Below are 14,091 nucleotides of genomic sequence, written 5' to 3' on the forward strand. Positions count from 1 at the left end.
CCGGCGGGCCCTGCCGGGCCCTCGCCCCGCTGGCGCGGGGCCGGCTCGCTGCGCTCGCCTGGCGCGCTCCGCGCGCCGGTTGGGTGCCCCGCGCGTTGGGTGCCCATCGGTAGGTGGGCACGGCGGGCGCCGACGCGCCGCCGGGAGGGTTGCCGAACGGTGGACCGAGGACGGGAGGGGTCAGCTGGGCGCACCACGGGCCGCTGTGCGCCCGCCTGCGCCCCGTTCCCACCCCTGCACCCCCACAAGCCCACCCGCACCCCGAACGGCCCTCAGACGCCCACACACCGGGCCAGGGGGCCGAGGGGCGGGCGGGCCGGGGCCGGCGGGGCGGCGGAGGGGCCGGGCGGGCCGAGCGGGCGGCGCAGCCCCCACCCCCGCCCATGCCATAACACCGCCAGCACACCACCACACCCCCACCACAAGCAACACCACACAACCGATTGCGTCCACACCACAAAGCGTGTATGGTTTGACTCAGCGGGAGGCAACCGGCCCCCTGCACCCCTAGCCTTGGAGGCTCTCATGCTCACGTTCAACGCCCGCCAGCTGCTCCGCGGTCTCGATGTCGCTTCCTACCCCGCCCGCCTCGCCGACGAGCCGGTCGGGGCTCGCCTGACCACGGTCCCTCTGGAGGTGACCGACCAGGGCCTGATCGCCTACAGCACGGACCGCTACCAGCTCGCCCGCACGCTGACCGAGTACGCCCTGGAGGCGCCCGCGCACGGCGCGGGCCTGCCGCCGGTGCGCCTGCACCGCTCGGGCCTGAAGGTTCTGCTCCCGGTGCTCCGCGCCGCGAAGAAGGACGGCACGGTGGAGCTGACGGCCGACGAGGACACCGTCACGTTCACCGTCCACGCGGCGAACGGGCAGGTGCAGACGGTGCCGCTGAAGAACTACGCGGACGCGGACGAGTATCCGAAGATCGCTTCCTTGTTCCGCCTGCACACCCAGCCGCGGGGCGCGCTCGAGGAGGGCACGTTCACGGTCAATCCGAAGTACGTCAAGGCGCTGGCCGACGTGACGGCGCGGTACACCAGCGACGGTGAGGTGCTCACGTTCGACCCGGACACCAACCACTCGGGCAAGCCCGTCGCGTGGGTCCACGGCCAGTGGGCGCACGGCATTCTGATGCCGATCCGTCGGGATCAGCTCCCCACGATCGACGCCGAGTACGAGGGCGTGGGACGTCTGTTCCGCGCCGTGCCGCTGATGCAGTCCCCGGAGTCCGCCAGCGTGCGGGAGGGCTCCGCCGTGGAGCGGGCCAGCACCCGCGGGACCGCCGAGGCTCCGGCCACGGCCTGATTCCCTCTCCCTCTCGGCGGGGTCGTCGCACTGCGGCGGCCCCGCCGCTGACCGCCCGGGCCGCGAGCGCCCACACCCCCGGTGGCCCCGCCCGCACGATGCGGGCGGGGCCGTCCGCCCGCGGCGGCTGCCGCTGTCTCCGCGGCACCGCGAGCTCGCAGCGCGGCGCCGGCAGCTGGCTGCCCCTCCACGACACGTCCCCCGCCGGTCGCCGGCCCAGACATCGCCCCCACGGCGGGGCCCTCCCGTGCCGCCGTCTCCGCGCCCTCCCCTCTTGCTGAGCTTCCAGCCGTCGGCGGCCCCACGCGCTCTCGGCTGCCGGCCGCGAGGGCCCCGCCGCGGACCGTGTCGGGGAGATGGCCCGGGCCCGCGGCTCCAGCTGCCGCGGCCGCCGGCAGCTCGAGCTCGCGCAGCCAGCAGCGTCCCTCCGCGACACGTCCCCGCCCGGCCCGCGCTCGCGGCCAGGCTCCCTGGCCCTGCACCGCGGCCGGCCCCAGCAGTCTCGACCCAGATCCTCCAGCGCCAGGACGGGCAGAGGCTCCCTCCGCGCGCATCCGGCCCCGACGGCGCGAGGACCAGCGCCAGAGACCCGCCGCCCCCGGCCGAGATCCGCCGCGGCGTCCCCCTCCCACCCCGCGCACCCACCGCGGCACCCAGCAACCGGCAGTCGGCAGCTGGAGCAGCCGGCCGCCCCTCTCCACGACACGTCCCCCGCAGCAGGCGCTCGCGGACCCGCCGCCCCGGCCGGGCAGGGCCGGGCCGCCGATCGCACCCGCGAGCGCCCGCACCTCGACCGTCCCAGCCCCTTCCTCGCTTCACCGGCCTGCTGGCCCCGCCGCCGAGCCCCTGGCGCTCACGAGGGACAGAGACCTACCCCCGCTCGCCCCGGGGCCCGCCGCAAGGCGGGGACATGGCGCCAAGCTCGGGCCCATCCAGCACGCGGCGCCGGCCGCCGCTGCACCACAGCCGGCCGCCCATCTCCACGACACGTCCCCGCCCGGCCCGCGCTCGCGGACCCCTGGGCGTAACACGCAGGCCGGCGCCGTGCCGCCTACCCTCGGCCGCAGCTCTGCCGGCGGACATCCACGGCACGCCGGTCTCCCCCATGCGTGGATGACACGGCAGTCATCGCCGCCAGAAGCACCACATGCCGCGGCGCTCCGCCTCCCTGCTCGTGAGCTCCTCGAGCTTGCCCTCCACGCGGGTCAACTCCTGCTCGTACCAACGCAGGTCCGCCTCGCGCTGACTCCTCTTCCGTTCGGCTTCCTCCGCAACTTGATCCTCCAGGCGCTCAGCATGGAGCGTCCGCTCGTCCTGCACGATGAGGCCACCGAAGATGGCCACAGAGGACAGGAACAACCCCCACGCCTCCATCGTGTCGACCACCGGGCTGCGCCAGAAAAATGCGGCCGCCAGCGGCACGATGGCCACGCCGGCCGCCGCATACGCCCAGATGGACCGCGCCCTGCCAGCCTGCCGCGTCGACACCAGGGCACGGAGCACGGCCACGAAGAACACCCACGCCAGGACGATCAGCCCGCGCAGCTCAGGCGACATCGCAGGCTCCTCTCCAGGGGGCGGCGGAGCTGACAATCCCAGGCTGTCGTCCCCCGGGGCCAGCACGCTCACCGTCGCCACAGCGGAAAAGCTCGCCCCCACGATGGCCCCCACCGCGGCCCACCACCTCCCGCGAGCTTTGAGCTGGGAGGCCCGCTCCGCCCGGTCCGCCGACGCCTGCTCATCGCCTGCCATCTACCCTCCTACCGGGAACCCCCGGGACTCGGCCTGGCGCCGATCCACGCCGCCGGCACCCTCCGCCCATCCTGCCCGGCATCAGCCGCCAGAGAGCCCACCTCCCGCGGAAATCGCTGTCGACCCAACGACCACGCCGGGGACATGCCCCGGACCCGCGGCCGCCGGCGCCCCGAGCTGAAGCAGCCGCGGCCGCCGGCAGCACATCTCCACGACACGTCCCCGGCCGACCCGCGCTCGCGGCCGCGTTCGCTCCGGGCCGGCCGCGCCGGGACGTCCGCACGCCGGCGTCGCCGTCGAGTGGACGGGTCCGCCGACGCTGCGACCATGGGTGGCCCTGGCGGTGCTGCCCCCGTGTGCGCGTCCCCCCGGCTCCGCAGGTGTCTTGCTGGCCCGGGGCTGGAGCGTTGGCGCATGAGACGACGGCGGCCCCCCTCCAGTGAGGGGGGCCGCCGTGGCGGGGAGGTCAGCAGAGGTTTGCCTGGCAGTCGGGGCAGATCTGGGAGATGATCCGCTCCCGCTCCACCTTGGTGCGGTGGGGCAGGACCTCGTGGACGGGCTGGCCGGCGTCCAGGGCGTCCGCCTCGTCCTGGGTGATGGAGACGTAGTCGGCCTTGCCGCAGAGGGGGCAGAGGCAGTCGATGTCGGCGCTGTCCGGGCGGTAGACGTTGTAGATGCGGTGGGCGATGCGTCCCATGGGGCGCTCCTTCGGTGAGGGGTGCAGGCCCCCTCATGGGGCCCGCTACGTGTCTAACCATACACGTCCCCCGCCTACCCCACAAGCGTCTTTCGCGGTCGGTTCAGCAGCAGCTCATGCCGCATCTCCGCGACACGTCCCCGTCCGGTCCGCGGGCCCAAGCTGCGGCCGCGAGCTCATCCGCACGCGATCGCCGAGGCCGGTCATGCCGGCTCGGCCGCGGCCTCCTTGGCTGCGGAGCTGCCCGCGATGAGCTGCGCGATGAGCTCGGCGTCACCGTGGGAGCTGGCGGCCGGCGCCTGCGGCTGCTCCAGCAGCTGCTCGACCCAGTCCGGCGTCTGGTCATGACGCTGGGCGAGCACGTAGGGCCCGCGGAGCAGGGCGGGCAGGTTGTAGGCCCACACGACGGGGTCCTGGGCGTAGGTGGCGCGCCGGCGCTCGCCGCGGCCGAGGTCGTCGACGGTGGGGGTGGGCAGCTCGAGGTCGAGGTGCCCCTCGGGGTCATGGATCTGGACGTCCTCCCCGTCAACGTGCACGTATCCGACGTGCCGCTGGAGGCCGGAGGGGCCGTCCAGGTGATGGATGGTGATGGTGAACATCAGATCTCCTTATGTTGATCTTGTATCAGTTTATCAGCGCTCGTAGAGTTTCGACAGGCTCAGGATCCGGCCCTTGCTCTGCATCAGACGAGCCCTCCGGCGCACCTCGTGGAAGCGGCCGTCCTCGATCGTGCCGCGCAGGCCCAAGCCGTCTTCAGAGTCCAGGAAGCGGGCCAGGATCGCCTTCTCCTCCCGAGTGGTCGCGCGGGCCTGCGGGTGCTGGGAGCGCGCGTCGACGAACATCGAGGCGTTCACGCCGCCGACGCCGTCGGTGAAGGCGAATCCGTTGTCGATCGCCGAGAGGCCGCGGCGGTCCATCAGGACGTTGTTGCCGTGGCGGTCGACCTGCCCGATCAGGCAGTCGAAGAAGGCCAGATCGCTGGCCTGGTCGGAGTGGTGCTCTGCCATGTGCATCACGTTCATCTTCGTCCTCATCGGCCCCCCGGGGACTCCGTAGGAGATGGAGCCCCACTGACCCTCGTACTTGACCAGGGCCACCGGAGGCACCAAAGCCGCGTACTTCGGACCCAGCGCCTGGGCGAACTGCGAGCCGCGGCCTCATGAGTGGGCTGGAGTCGGCCATCGTGGCCGTAGGACTTGGCCACTCCCGTGTTCAGCGCGTCGTAGGGCTTGAAGTAGCCGCACGCGCCGTCGTCCCACACCAGACGCTTGATGTCGTTGACGCCCTTGCCCGCGACCGGCGCACCCTCACGCGCCGAGTCCATCCGCATCAGCTGCCGCTCTTCGGCGGTGCGCCCCTGCCGCTCCACCAGCAGCGCCACGCGCGCGGCCTCTTCCTTGCCGCACTGCTCCTCCCATTCCGACCCCTCGGGTCCGCGAGCGCCCGTCGAGGCTGAGCCGGGAGCCGGGGTCGGGGTGCGGTGGTCGCGGCCGGCGCCTGCGCCTGCGCCGCCGACGGCGCCGCCGCCGACGGCGCCGCCGCCGACGCCTCCTGCTCCGCCGGCGGCTGCGGCGGCCGACGCTCCCCCGCGGGCCGGAGCGCGGCGGGCTGGGGCCTTGGGGTCGTTGCGCAGCTCGGTCTTGGCGGCCTCCCATCCCTTCTTGGCCGGGCCCGCGGCGCGGGCGAAGACGCTTTCCGGGGCACCGGCCTGGCCGGCCCAGTCCTTGATCTCGTTGATGGGCTTGCGCTGCTTCTTCAGCTCGGCCAGCTCGTCAGCCTTGCCCTCGGCCTTGGCCCATCGGGCGATCTGCTGTCCGATCGCCCGGTTCTCCCGTCGACGCTTCAGCGCGGCATCCCGTGCCGTTGCGTTCGGGGGGCATCGACGTCCGTGGGGACACCCCGCCTCGCCCTGAGCCCTGCACATGCCAACCTCCTGTTCCGATCCATCCGCCCTGCACGGGCGCCTTCACTGACCACAAGGCCGGGTTCTCCGCGGCATGTCCCTAGCTGCTGACGAGTCCGTCAGGTCAGTCGTCCAGGCCGCGGGCCCGGCGTCTGGCGGACCGATAGGCGGCGATCATGACGATGGCCACGAGCACGGCGCCGGCTCCCAGGACCAGGGGGAGGCTGACGCCGACGCCGGTGTCTGCGAGCTCGAAGGAGGCCTGGTCTGCGGGGACGAGCAGGCCGATCTCCAGCAGGCTCTGGCGCACGGAGTTCATGGCGCTGGCGGCCCAGGCGGTGAAGGCGCCGGTGCCCAGGAAGAACATGCCGGCCAGGGTGATCCAGATGATGTCGGTGCCGTCGCTGGTGCCGTTGGTGTTCGCGCTCATCTCAGTTCTCCTCGTGTTCGATGTGGCGGGTGGGCAGCATCTCGGTGGCGGCCACGGAGATGCCGCCGGCCTCCCCGGTGTCGCGCTCGATGTACTCCAGGTAGATCCCGGTCTCGTCCTCCTGGGGGTCCTCGGCGAGCACCGCCCAGGTCTCGGCGTCGGGGTCGATCTGGATCAGGTCGCCGGCCTGCAACTCCTCGGCCGGGGACTCGACGGGCTCGCCGTAGCCCTCGAAGAGGTCCTGCTCGTCGTCGGGGACGTAGGGCACGTGCTTGCGCTCGGCGATCACGGGGCGGCTGGGGTCGGCCAGCACAGCCGGAGAGGGGCGCCCGGTCGGGCGTTCCTCGACCGCGGCAGTGGCGGGAGCAGTGTTCAGGGACTGCAAGGCCGCGAGCGCGCCGGCCGGGACGGCCGCGTTGGCGGCGGGCGCGGTGGCCGGCTGCACCTGGGGCTGGTCGGGGGCCTCGTAGACGCGGGCGTCCATGTAGTCGGCGTAGCTGGTGGGGTTCTCGTTGCCGTCCAGGTCCATCGTGACCGGCTCGAGGATCTCCACCAGCATCTTCTTGTGCACGACTTCGCGGGGGCGCACCGCGGCGACGCGCTGGGGGTCGTAGTCGTCGGATCCCGGGTCGGGGTTGGGGGCGTAGATGGTCTGGATCATGACGGGCACGCCGGCGGAGTTCAGGGCCATGCCGCGGCCCTTGATGTGCCGGGGGATGGTGGTGCCGACGATGTAGGAGTCCCACATCATCTTGGCGCCGTCGGGGCTGAGGCGGGACATGGCCACGCGCATGCCGAGGTTGTCGCGGAACTCACCGGAGATGAAGCGGGTGTCCGCGCGCTGGAGGCCGATGAGCATGTGGATCTTCGCCGAGCGGCCCAGGCGGCCGATGTTGCCCAGGCGCTTGAGCACCGCGGACTTGGAGGATCCGCCCTTGGGCTTGACCTCGGCCCACCAGTCGTCGGCGGCCTCGAGCAGCGTGGTGGCCTCGTCGACGATCAGGGCCACGGGCTCGAAGTCGGCGGAGGTCGCCTTGCCGGCCTCGATCAGCGCGTAGCGCTCGTTCATCAGGTCGTGGGCGTCCTCGATCAGCTTCACCTGGTGCTCGATGCGCGAGGCCAGCCGTTCCACGTTCGGCCAGTCCCGCAGGCCGATGAACTCGATCCGCTTGCCGTCGATCACCCAGACCTTCCAGCCGGCCTGGGTCAGGCGCTGGACGACGTTCTGCTCCACGACGGTCTTGCCCGAGCCGGTGGTGCCGACCACCACCATGTGGGGTTGCTTGCGGGGGTGCCAGGAGAGCTGCTCGCCGTCCTCGTCCACGCCCAGGGGGATCTGGAAATCTCGGTAGTCGGCGTGGGTGCGCACCAGCGGGGAGTGCTCCGGCGGGGGCAGGACCAGGGAGGGCATCGGCTCGCGGGCGGAGAACACGACGGTGTCCTCGACCAGGTTCCACTCCGGGACCCAGTCTCCTGGGACGCGGGTGGCCAGGACTCGCTCCACGCGCAGCCGCTTGGAGGCCATGGCCATGTTGCTGCCCTGCTCGTGGGCGACCTCGATGCGGGTCGCGTCGCCGTCGTCGTTGAGCTCGACCTTCACGCGGGCGGACTCGCCCAGCAGGTCCCGCACCACCCGGGAGGCGCGTTCCACGGTGGGATCGGTCTTCTCCACCTGCTCGGCCTCCACGGCACCGAGCACCACGCGTCGCTTGCGCGGCAGGTGGGCCTCCACCTTGTACTTGGCCCCGAGGCTGACCGAGGTGACCTCGGCCAGGGACTTCAGCCACTCCGGGTCTGGCACCACCCTCGCGTGGTAGGTCAGCTGCACCTGCTGGGGCAGGCCGATGAACCCCCCACGCCAGCGGGAGAGCTTCACCGCGGCCCGGGACGGCCGCGGGCGGATCAGCATCACCGGGCAGATCTGCTCGGTGAAGTGGTCGGCGATCTCCGCCCGCTGCCGCGCCCGCTCGGCCACCACCAGGGATGCCGTCGAGACGCCGGCGCCACCGCCGGCGACCGTGTAGGCCAGGGCCGGGTCGGTGGCGGCGAACATGCCGGCGGCCAGCGCGCCGGCGGCGACCAGTCCTGATCCGATCCCGAGGAACTTCGCCGGCTGCGGCTGAGGGGCCAGCACCCTGAGTCCCTCGTCGACCTCCTGGTGTGCGCCGGCCTGCGCCGTGCCCACACCCATCTGCGGCTCCATGTCCACGCTCATCTGCGGCCTCACCCTCTGGCCCCGAGGACGGGGCCGACGACTCTCGTTCACTGCCCATAAGGCCCGCCCGCGCCGCCGATGTCCCTCCCCCCGCCTCGCCGACGCACCCCACCCTCTGATCGCCTCCCGGTACCCCCTGCCGTAAAATCGCAATCATGTGGAAGGCAGATCACCCCGGTACCCCCTTCCATGGACTTGACTCGTCGGGTAGCCTCCTCAGCGAGACGGAGTCGAGAGGAGGAGGCTAACCCGAGCGAATCAGCCCATTCCAGAGGGCAATATCTCGCTTTTCTTTCTTCCCAGTCCTTCAGGATTTCCCGATGGGTGGAGGCGCTCGACTCCCGCTCTTCCCGCGGGCTTCCCGCTCGCGTTATGGCACCTGATGTCGAGTTGCAGCGAAGATTTCACAAACGCACGAATATGTTTCATACCGCGACACGCCTCTAGAGACTTGACGGCGACGACTGTTGGCGCCGCTACGGGAAGTCCGCGTTGTCTACTTTGACAGGAACCCGCAGCATCGCGGATGACAATCAGGTCTATGCCTGACCTCATCGACCGCGCCGGAATAGAGCTGAACCTTGCCGGCGACCCGCATGAACTGCTGACGCAGTTGCAGGCGGCCGGAGTGCAGGTCAACGATTCAGCGCGCACCCTGCTCTTCCATCCCGCCGTCTTCAGGGACCTACAGACCTCCCGCCCGGTGCGCGTCGTCGAGCGCTCCCTCGCCGAGGTGGGCCTGCCCAATTGAGGCACCCTGCCGCAGCTGCGCCGGGCAGTCCTGGCTGCCGGCCTCGCTCCCTGTCCGCCGGCTGTCGCCCCCTTGCTGCGTCTGCGCACCCTGGATCAGGTCAACGCCCCGGATTCCGTGCTCCGGCATGGTCGGGCGCCGGAGGGATCCGTGCATGTGCTCTCCCCCTCGTTGGGTGAGGATCCCCGCGTGCACCGTGGCTTCTACCTGCGTGTGGTGGATGAGGTCCCCTGGCTGCGGGGATTCATGTGCGATGACCTGCACGTGATGGACGCGAATGACAGGTGGGTCCTGAGCACTCCCAGGACGTCTCCCTGACCAGGGGCGCCGGCCAGCATGGCCAGCAGTGGGTGAGGCGCACAGTCTGGGCGGAGACGCGCGCATGCCTGTGCGGCCCCCGCTGCCTCTCGGCACCCACCGCCTTCAGCTACCGGGCCAGATTCCGCTCAGCCGAGCCGACTCGGAGGCAGGCCACTGCCTGTCCAACCACGCCTCAGACCCCCCGCCAGGTGTGTCCAACAGCCCGATGCTGAACCGTCTTTGACGTGTCGGTCTCGTGGGACCGGCGGTGTCCAAAGGGGTATACCCAAAAGGGTCGGCATAGAGGAGATTGCCGCCGCGAACCTCCGTAGCGGGCGAGAGTTAGCCGAAGGCGGCGATACCGGCGAGGCGTTCCCGCCCGCCGGTCGTGAGTAGCGCAGGGGCCGCGCGAAGACCTGCAGCGACGGATCCCAGCGCATTGGTGGAGCGATCTCGGAACGTGGGGTGGGTGATGTACTCCACGGCTCGCGCGGTGATCTCTTGGCGGCTCTCGACGAAGGGGCGCACCGTCTGCTCGTACTCAGCGAAGGCGGCCGGATCGTCCGGTCCGTGCTCGCGGAGCTTCTGGGCCAACGTTACGGCGCCGAGCAGGGCTCCGTGGGCGCCGAGGCCGGAGAGGGGATCGATGCAGTGCGCCGCGTCTCCGACGAGGACGACTCTGCGAGTTGACCAGTGGGTGGTGCGCACCTGGGTGAAGCGAGTAAGCAGCACGTCGGTCGTCTCGAGCATTCCGTTAGCGATCGGGTTCAGTTCTCCGCCGATGCTGCGCAGCGCCCGCGCGACAGCCACAGCCGGCGCACGCGGATCATTCCGGGGTGCGTCGGGGGACGGGAGCGCGGCTACGATCTGCGTCGCGCCGACCGCGGGCAGCGGGTAGGCGAACACGACCGTCCGGTGACGACCGACGACCACAGCGTTCGGGCCCTCCATGGCGTGATCCACCGTCGCCCAGACGTGGGAGAGGCCGTTGCGGTAGAGACTGGCCTCGCGAGGTGAGAAGACGAGGCTACGCACCGTGGAGTTCACTCCGTCGGCCCCGACGACGAGATCGAAGATGCCGCGCGTTCCGTCGTCGAATCGCGCCACGACGTCATCGGATCGGTGCTCCAGGGATGACAGCCGACAGCCGAGCCGCGTCTCCACTCCTGAGGGCACATGCGCCAGCAGCTTCTCAATCAGCCGGGCGCGATGCGCCAGGCGAGAGGTCCCGCCAGAGAAGGTCATCTGCAACGGACGGGCACCCTTGGTGAGGCGGAAGGTCGTCGCCGGACTGGGTGTGCTCACGCTGTCGATGACGTCGCTGACACCCATCCGCCGGAGGATCTTCTGCGCGACCGCGTCGAGGTCGAGGACGTAGCCGCCGCTCGGTGCTGACTCGTTCGCATCGATCAGCGTCACCTGCCAGCCGGTGTGATGCAGCCACCATGCTGTGGCGCTGCCGGCGATTCCTCCGCCGACGACCAGTGCACGTCGTCCCGTTGCGCTTGCGGGGCCCATAGATCTCCTCCTGCTCGGTACGTATACAGCTACTGTACACCAGTACTAGTACGCTGGTACAGTACTGGCGTCAAGACGAGGAAAGTGAGGATCAGATGGGTGCCGAGGGTGCATCGCCTACACGGCGGAAGAGGGATCCTGAGCGGAGACGGCAGGAGATCGTGCGGGCGGCGACGGAGATGCTCTTGGAAGGGTCGACCCTTTCGCATCGCGCGGTGGCGCAGCGCGCCGGTGTTCCTCTGGGAGCTACTACCTACTACTTCAGCTCGCTGCACGACCTGCGGGAAGCCGCGGTGTGCCAGCTTGCGGAGGAGGTGACCGTCGAGCTCACCGACCTTGCTGAGCAGGTCGCCGCCGCCGACGGCGACCCTCGAGTCCTCGCCCGGCTGCTGCACGACTACCTCACGGACACCGCGCAGGTGCGGGCAGACGCGGCCCTCTATAGCGCTGCTTCCCAGCATGAAGATCTGCGACACATCGCTCTGCGATGGGTTGACGGTTTCGTCGAGCTCGCCTCGGGCTGGACCGACCCCGCCACCGCCCGCGCCATCGTCGTCTTCATCGACGGTGCCAGCATGCACACGACGCTGACGGGCACACCGATCGACCTGAACACCCTCGAGCGCGCGTTCGTCGCGCTGCTCCGTCCTGAAAGCGAGTCGGCGTGAGCACAGACCTGACCCCGAAGACATCACCGTTGAGCAAGACGCGACGCTGGGCAGCGCTGGCGGTTCTCAGCGCCAGCCTCGTCGTCATCAGCATCGACATGACGATCCTGAACGTCGCCCTCCCCCACATCACAGCGGATCTCGAGGCGACGTCCGCGCAGCAGCTGTGGATCGTGGACATCTACTCCCTGGTCCTCGCCGGACTGTTGGTGCCCATGAGTGCGATCGCTGATCGTTTTGGTCGCAAACGAATCCTTCTCGGCGGGTTTGCGGTGTTCGCCCTTGCCTCACTGCTGGTGCTGTTCGCGCAGGATGCGGGAACCCTCATCGCGATCCGTTCGCTCCTCGGGATCGGGGGCGCGATGATCATGCCGACGACACTGTCGATGATCCGTGTCATCTTCACCGATCCGCGCGAGAGGGCCACCGCGCTCGGCATCTGGGCCGCTGTGTCCTCGGTCGGCATGGCCATCGGGCCAGTCGTCGGCGGGCTGCTGCTGGAGTACAGCACCTGGCACGCTGCTTTCTTGATCAACGTGCCCCTGATGGTGATCGCGGTGATCGCCGGGCTCTTCCTGCTGCCCGAGTACAGGGCGGCCGTCCCGCCCAGCTGGGACACGGCCGGGACCATCGCGATTGTCGGTGGGATGGTGGCGCTGGTCTGGTCGATCAAGCACATCGCGAAGGAGGGCCTGACCGACCCGGTGTCGTGGGTCTCCTTCCTGGTCGGGGCCGCGGCGCTGGCGTGGTTCGTCCGCAGGTGCCTGCGTCGGCCCAACCCGATGCTTGAGTTGCGGCTGTTCCGCAGCTCGACGTTCACTGCCGGCATCCTCGCCGCGCTGTCCTTCATGTTCGCGATGTCTGCGCTGCTGCTGCTGTCGGCACAGTGGTTGCAGGTCGTCCTCGGAGTCTCTCCGTTGCAGGCTGGCTTGGCCATGATCCCCGCGGTGTTCGCCGTGGGCATCGCCTCCCCGCTCGCGCCACGACTGGCCGCCCTCGTCGGACCCCGCGCCGTGCTCGGCGGTGGCCTCGCCATCGCTGGCCTGGGCTTCCTGGCCATCTACCTCGCCCCGCAGCCGCTGACCTACACGTCGATGGCTATCGCCTTGGTCCTGCTCGGCACCGGAGGCAGTTCGCTTGCCGTGGGGTCGGCACTGATCATGTCTGGCGCGCCGCAGGACAAGGCCGGCAACGCCGCAGCGCTGGAAGAGACCAGCTATGAGCTTGGAGCCGTCCTTGGTGTGGCGATCCTGGGCAGCGTCGCCAGCGCCGTCTACAACTCGGGATTGTCCCCGCGTGACATCAGCGCACTGGGACTGACCGATGCCCAGGCGGACGCTGTTCGGGAATCGATCAGCGGCGCTGCAAGCGTCGCCTCCTCCACCGGGTCCGCCGAGCTCATGCCGCTGGCCAACGATGCCTTCACCACCGCCCTGTCCCAGACCGGCCTTGTCGGCTTCATCGTCATGACCGCCGTCGCCATCGCGGTCACGGTCCTGGTGCCCCGCCATCACACCCTCACCTCGCAAGCGCACTGAAGACCGCCCGCCCTCCCGAGGAGCAGCGCCCGAACATCAGAAAGGAACCCGCCATGGCTTGGAAAAACCTGCTGTCCTGGCTCCCGTGGACGAGGCCTGCCTCCCACCTCATCGTCGGCGGAGGCATCACCGGTCTCATCCACGCCCTCGCACTGACCGAAGCCGGGCATACCGTCACCGTCCTGGAGAAGGAGGAACACAGCACGACAGACCCCCGCACCATCGTCTTCACCCAGACCGACCTCCCCACGCTCGACGGGATCGGGATGGAGGGAGTCGTCCTCCGCGAGAGCGTGCCCTTCACCAAGCCCGTGCTCGACATCGGGACCAGAGGTATTCCAGAGCTCTTCAGGGCTCCTGCTCTCGCGGGATCTCGAATCATGCCCCGACAGAACCTGCACCGCCTGCTCGAGCACACGGCGTACTACCAGGGCATCGACGTCCGCAACGGCCACCACGTCACCGCCATCAAGAACACCCCGGGCGGGCTCCGGCTCACCATCGACGGCAGGCCCAACATCACGGCCTCACAAGTCGTGGGTGCCGACGGTGCCGACTCCACCGTTCGTCGAGAACTACATGAGCTGCGGGGGCCGAGGAAGAACGTCCGATACCGCAGACCCTCCGTCTGGGCCATCTCCGGGAAGACCCGGCTGAGGGGCGTGGAGCCTACTGCGCGTTCCGCGCTGGAGGACGGTCTGACCCTCACCGCGGCCATCGGCGAGTCCTGGTTCGTCGCCAAACTGGCCGATCTCGTCGAAGACGGCACCGTCTTCTGGAGCATCCGGTACGACGAACTGTCGCTCACTTCAGCGACCGAACAGTCCCCTCGCACCGGGCTGAGCCCTCTGCGGAGCGCCACCAGCCTCTTGAGCGAGCATGCCGCGAAGGCTGCCGACATCGTCGCCTCCGCCTACCTCACCACCCAGAGGAAGGTCACCGGCGTCAACCAGACGCGCCTGCGCAGGAGAAAGCGGTCAGCACTCATCGGACACGCACGCACCGGCGACTTGA

Annotated in this window: 13 protein-coding genes; 5 read left to right on the forward strand and 8 right to left on the reverse strand. The window is 70.1% G+C overall.

Features of this window, described 5'->3' with window-relative positions; all coding sequences use genetic code 11:
* The first annotated feature begins 525 nt into the window (after window positions 1–525).
* On the forward strand, window positions 526–1,305 hold the full coding sequence (locus POD19_RS00005) for a hypothetical protein (protein ID WP_098471853.1): 780 nt from the start codon (window positions 526–528) through the stop codon (window positions 1,303–1,305).
* Between the two features lie 1,125 nt (window positions 1,306–2,430).
* Here POD19_RS00005 and POD19_RS00010 read toward each other — a convergent pair.
* The 7 genes from POD19_RS00010 to POD19_RS00040 all read right to left on the reverse strand — a co-directional run bounded on the left by POD19_RS00010 (window position 2,431) and on the right by POD19_RS00040 (window position 8,302).
* Window positions 2,431–2,862, reverse strand: coding sequence for a hypothetical protein (locus POD19_RS00010; RefSeq protein WP_161788135.1), 432 nt, complete (start codon window positions 2,860–2,862; stop codon window positions 2,431–2,433).
* Window positions 2,863–3,523: 661 nt separating this feature from the next.
* A complete protein-coding gene (locus POD19_RS00015; RefSeq protein WP_161788136.1) occupies window positions 3,524–3,754 on the reverse strand; it encodes a hypothetical protein in 231 nt (76 codons plus the stop codon).
* Window positions 3,755–3,957: 203 nt separating this feature from the next.
* A complete protein-coding gene (locus POD19_RS00020; RefSeq protein WP_161788137.1) occupies window positions 3,958–4,353 on the reverse strand; it encodes a hypothetical protein in 396 nt (131 codons plus the stop codon).
* A 33-nt stretch (window positions 4,354–4,386) separates the two neighbouring features.
* Complete coding sequence (locus tag POD19_RS00025) at window positions 4,387–4,776, reverse strand: hypothetical protein (protein WP_340309211.1); 390 nt, start codon at window positions 4,774–4,776, stop codon at window positions 4,387–4,389.
* An 8-nt stretch (window positions 4,777–4,784) separates the two neighbouring features.
* Window positions 4,785–5,678: a hypothetical protein gene (locus POD19_RS00030; RefSeq protein WP_340309212.1), complete on the reverse strand. Its 894-nt coding sequence runs from the start codon at window positions 5,676–5,678 to the stop codon at window positions 4,785–4,787.
* A gap of 103 nt (window positions 5,679–5,781) precedes the next feature.
* Window positions 5,782–6,087 (reverse strand): hypothetical protein, encoded by a 306-nt coding sequence (locus tag POD19_RS00035; protein WP_161788139.1) that lies wholly within the window; start codon window positions 6,085–6,087, stop codon window positions 5,782–5,784.
* Window position 6,088: 1 nt separating this feature from the next.
* Window positions 6,089–8,302 (reverse strand): type IV secretory system conjugative DNA transfer family protein, encoded by a 2,214-nt coding sequence (locus tag POD19_RS00040; RefSeq protein ID WP_181161596.1) that lies wholly within the window; start codon window positions 8,300–8,302, stop codon window positions 6,089–6,091.
* 541 nt (window positions 8,303–8,843) lie between these two features.
* Here POD19_RS00040 and POD19_RS00045 point away from each other — a divergent pair.
* Complete coding sequence (locus tag POD19_RS00045) at window positions 8,844–9,053, forward strand: hypothetical protein (RefSeq protein ID WP_141842680.1); 210 nt, start codon at window positions 8,844–8,846, stop codon at window positions 9,051–9,053.
* Window positions 9,054–9,695: 642 nt separating this feature from the next.
* On the opposite strand, the gene POD19_RS00050 is transcribed toward POD19_RS00045, so the two are convergent.
* On the reverse strand, window positions 9,696–10,871 hold the full coding sequence (locus tag POD19_RS00050) for an FAD-dependent oxidoreductase (protein WP_161788141.1): 1,176 nt from the start codon (window positions 10,869–10,871) through the stop codon (window positions 9,696–9,698).
* 215 nt (window positions 10,872–11,086) lie between these two features.
* On the opposite strand from POD19_RS00050, the gene POD19_RS00055 reads away from it, so the two are divergent.
* The 3 genes from POD19_RS00055 to POD19_RS00065 all read left to right on the forward strand — a co-directional run.
* Complete coding sequence (locus POD19_RS00055) at window positions 11,087–11,539, forward strand: TetR/AcrR family transcriptional regulator (RefSeq protein ID WP_006214762.1); 453 nt, start codon at window positions 11,087–11,089, stop codon at window positions 11,537–11,539.
* Window positions 11,536–13,077 carry an MFS transporter gene (locus tag POD19_RS00060; protein WP_219846381.1) on the forward strand — a complete coding sequence of 514 codons (1,542 nt, stop codon included), beginning with the start codon at window positions 11,536–11,538 and terminating at the stop codon, window positions 13,075–13,077. The genes POD19_RS00055 and POD19_RS00060 overlap by 4 nt, the downstream gene beginning before the upstream one ends.
* A 53-nt stretch (window positions 13,078–13,130) precedes the next feature.
* On the forward strand, window positions 13,131–14,091 hold a 961-nt coding region (locus POD19_RS00065; RefSeq protein ID WP_340309213.1), incomplete at its 3' end, for an FAD-dependent oxidoreductase.

It is taken from the genome of Micrococcus sp. GPGPB33, from assembly GCF_037853785.1.
GTDB lineage: Bacteria > Actinomycetota > Actinomycetes > Actinomycetales > Micrococcaceae > Micrococcus > Micrococcus luteus.

What these genes read in the sequence shown, in the direction of transcription:
- POD19_RS00010 (WP_161788135.1), bottom strand. Translation starts at nt 2,862, where the DNA reads ATGTCGCCTGAGCTGCGCGGGCTGATCGTCCTGGCGTGGGTGTTCTTC.
- POD19_RS00035 (WP_161788139.1), bottom strand. Translation starts at nt 6,087, where the DNA reads ATGAGCGCGAACACCAACGGCACCAGCGACGGCACCGACATCATCTGG.
- POD19_RS00040 (WP_181161596.1), bottom strand. Translation starts at nt 8,302, where the DNA reads ATGAGCGTGGACATGGAGCCGCAGATGGGTGTGGGCACGGCGCAGGCC.
- POD19_RS00050 (WP_161788141.1), bottom strand. Translation starts at nt 10,871, where the DNA reads ATGGGCCCCGCAAGCGCAACGGGACGACGTGCACTGGTCGTCGGCGGA.
- POD19_RS00020 (WP_161788137.1), bottom strand. Translation starts at nt 4,353, where the DNA reads ATGTTCACCATCACCATCCATCACCTGGACGGCCCCTCCGGCCTCCAG.
- POD19_RS00025 (WP_340309211.1), bottom strand. Translation starts at nt 4,776, where the DNA reads ATGAACGTGATGCACATGGCAGAGCACCACTCCGACCAGGCCAGCGAT.
- POD19_RS00005 (WP_098471853.1), top strand. Translation starts at nt 526, where the DNA reads ATGCTCACGTTCAACGCCCGCCAGCTGCTCCGCGGTCTCGATGTCGCT.
- POD19_RS00030 (WP_340309212.1), bottom strand. Translation starts at nt 5,678, where the DNA reads ATGTGCAGGGCTCAGGGCGAGGCGGGGTGTCCCCACGGACGTCGATGC.
- POD19_RS00015 (WP_161788136.1), bottom strand. Translation starts at nt 3,754, where the DNA reads ATGGGACGCATCGCCCACCGCATCTACAACGTCTACCGCCCGGACAGC.
- POD19_RS00045 (WP_141842680.1), top strand. Translation starts at nt 8,844, where the DNA reads ATGCCTGACCTCATCGACCGCGCCGGAATAGAGCTGAACCTTGCCGGC.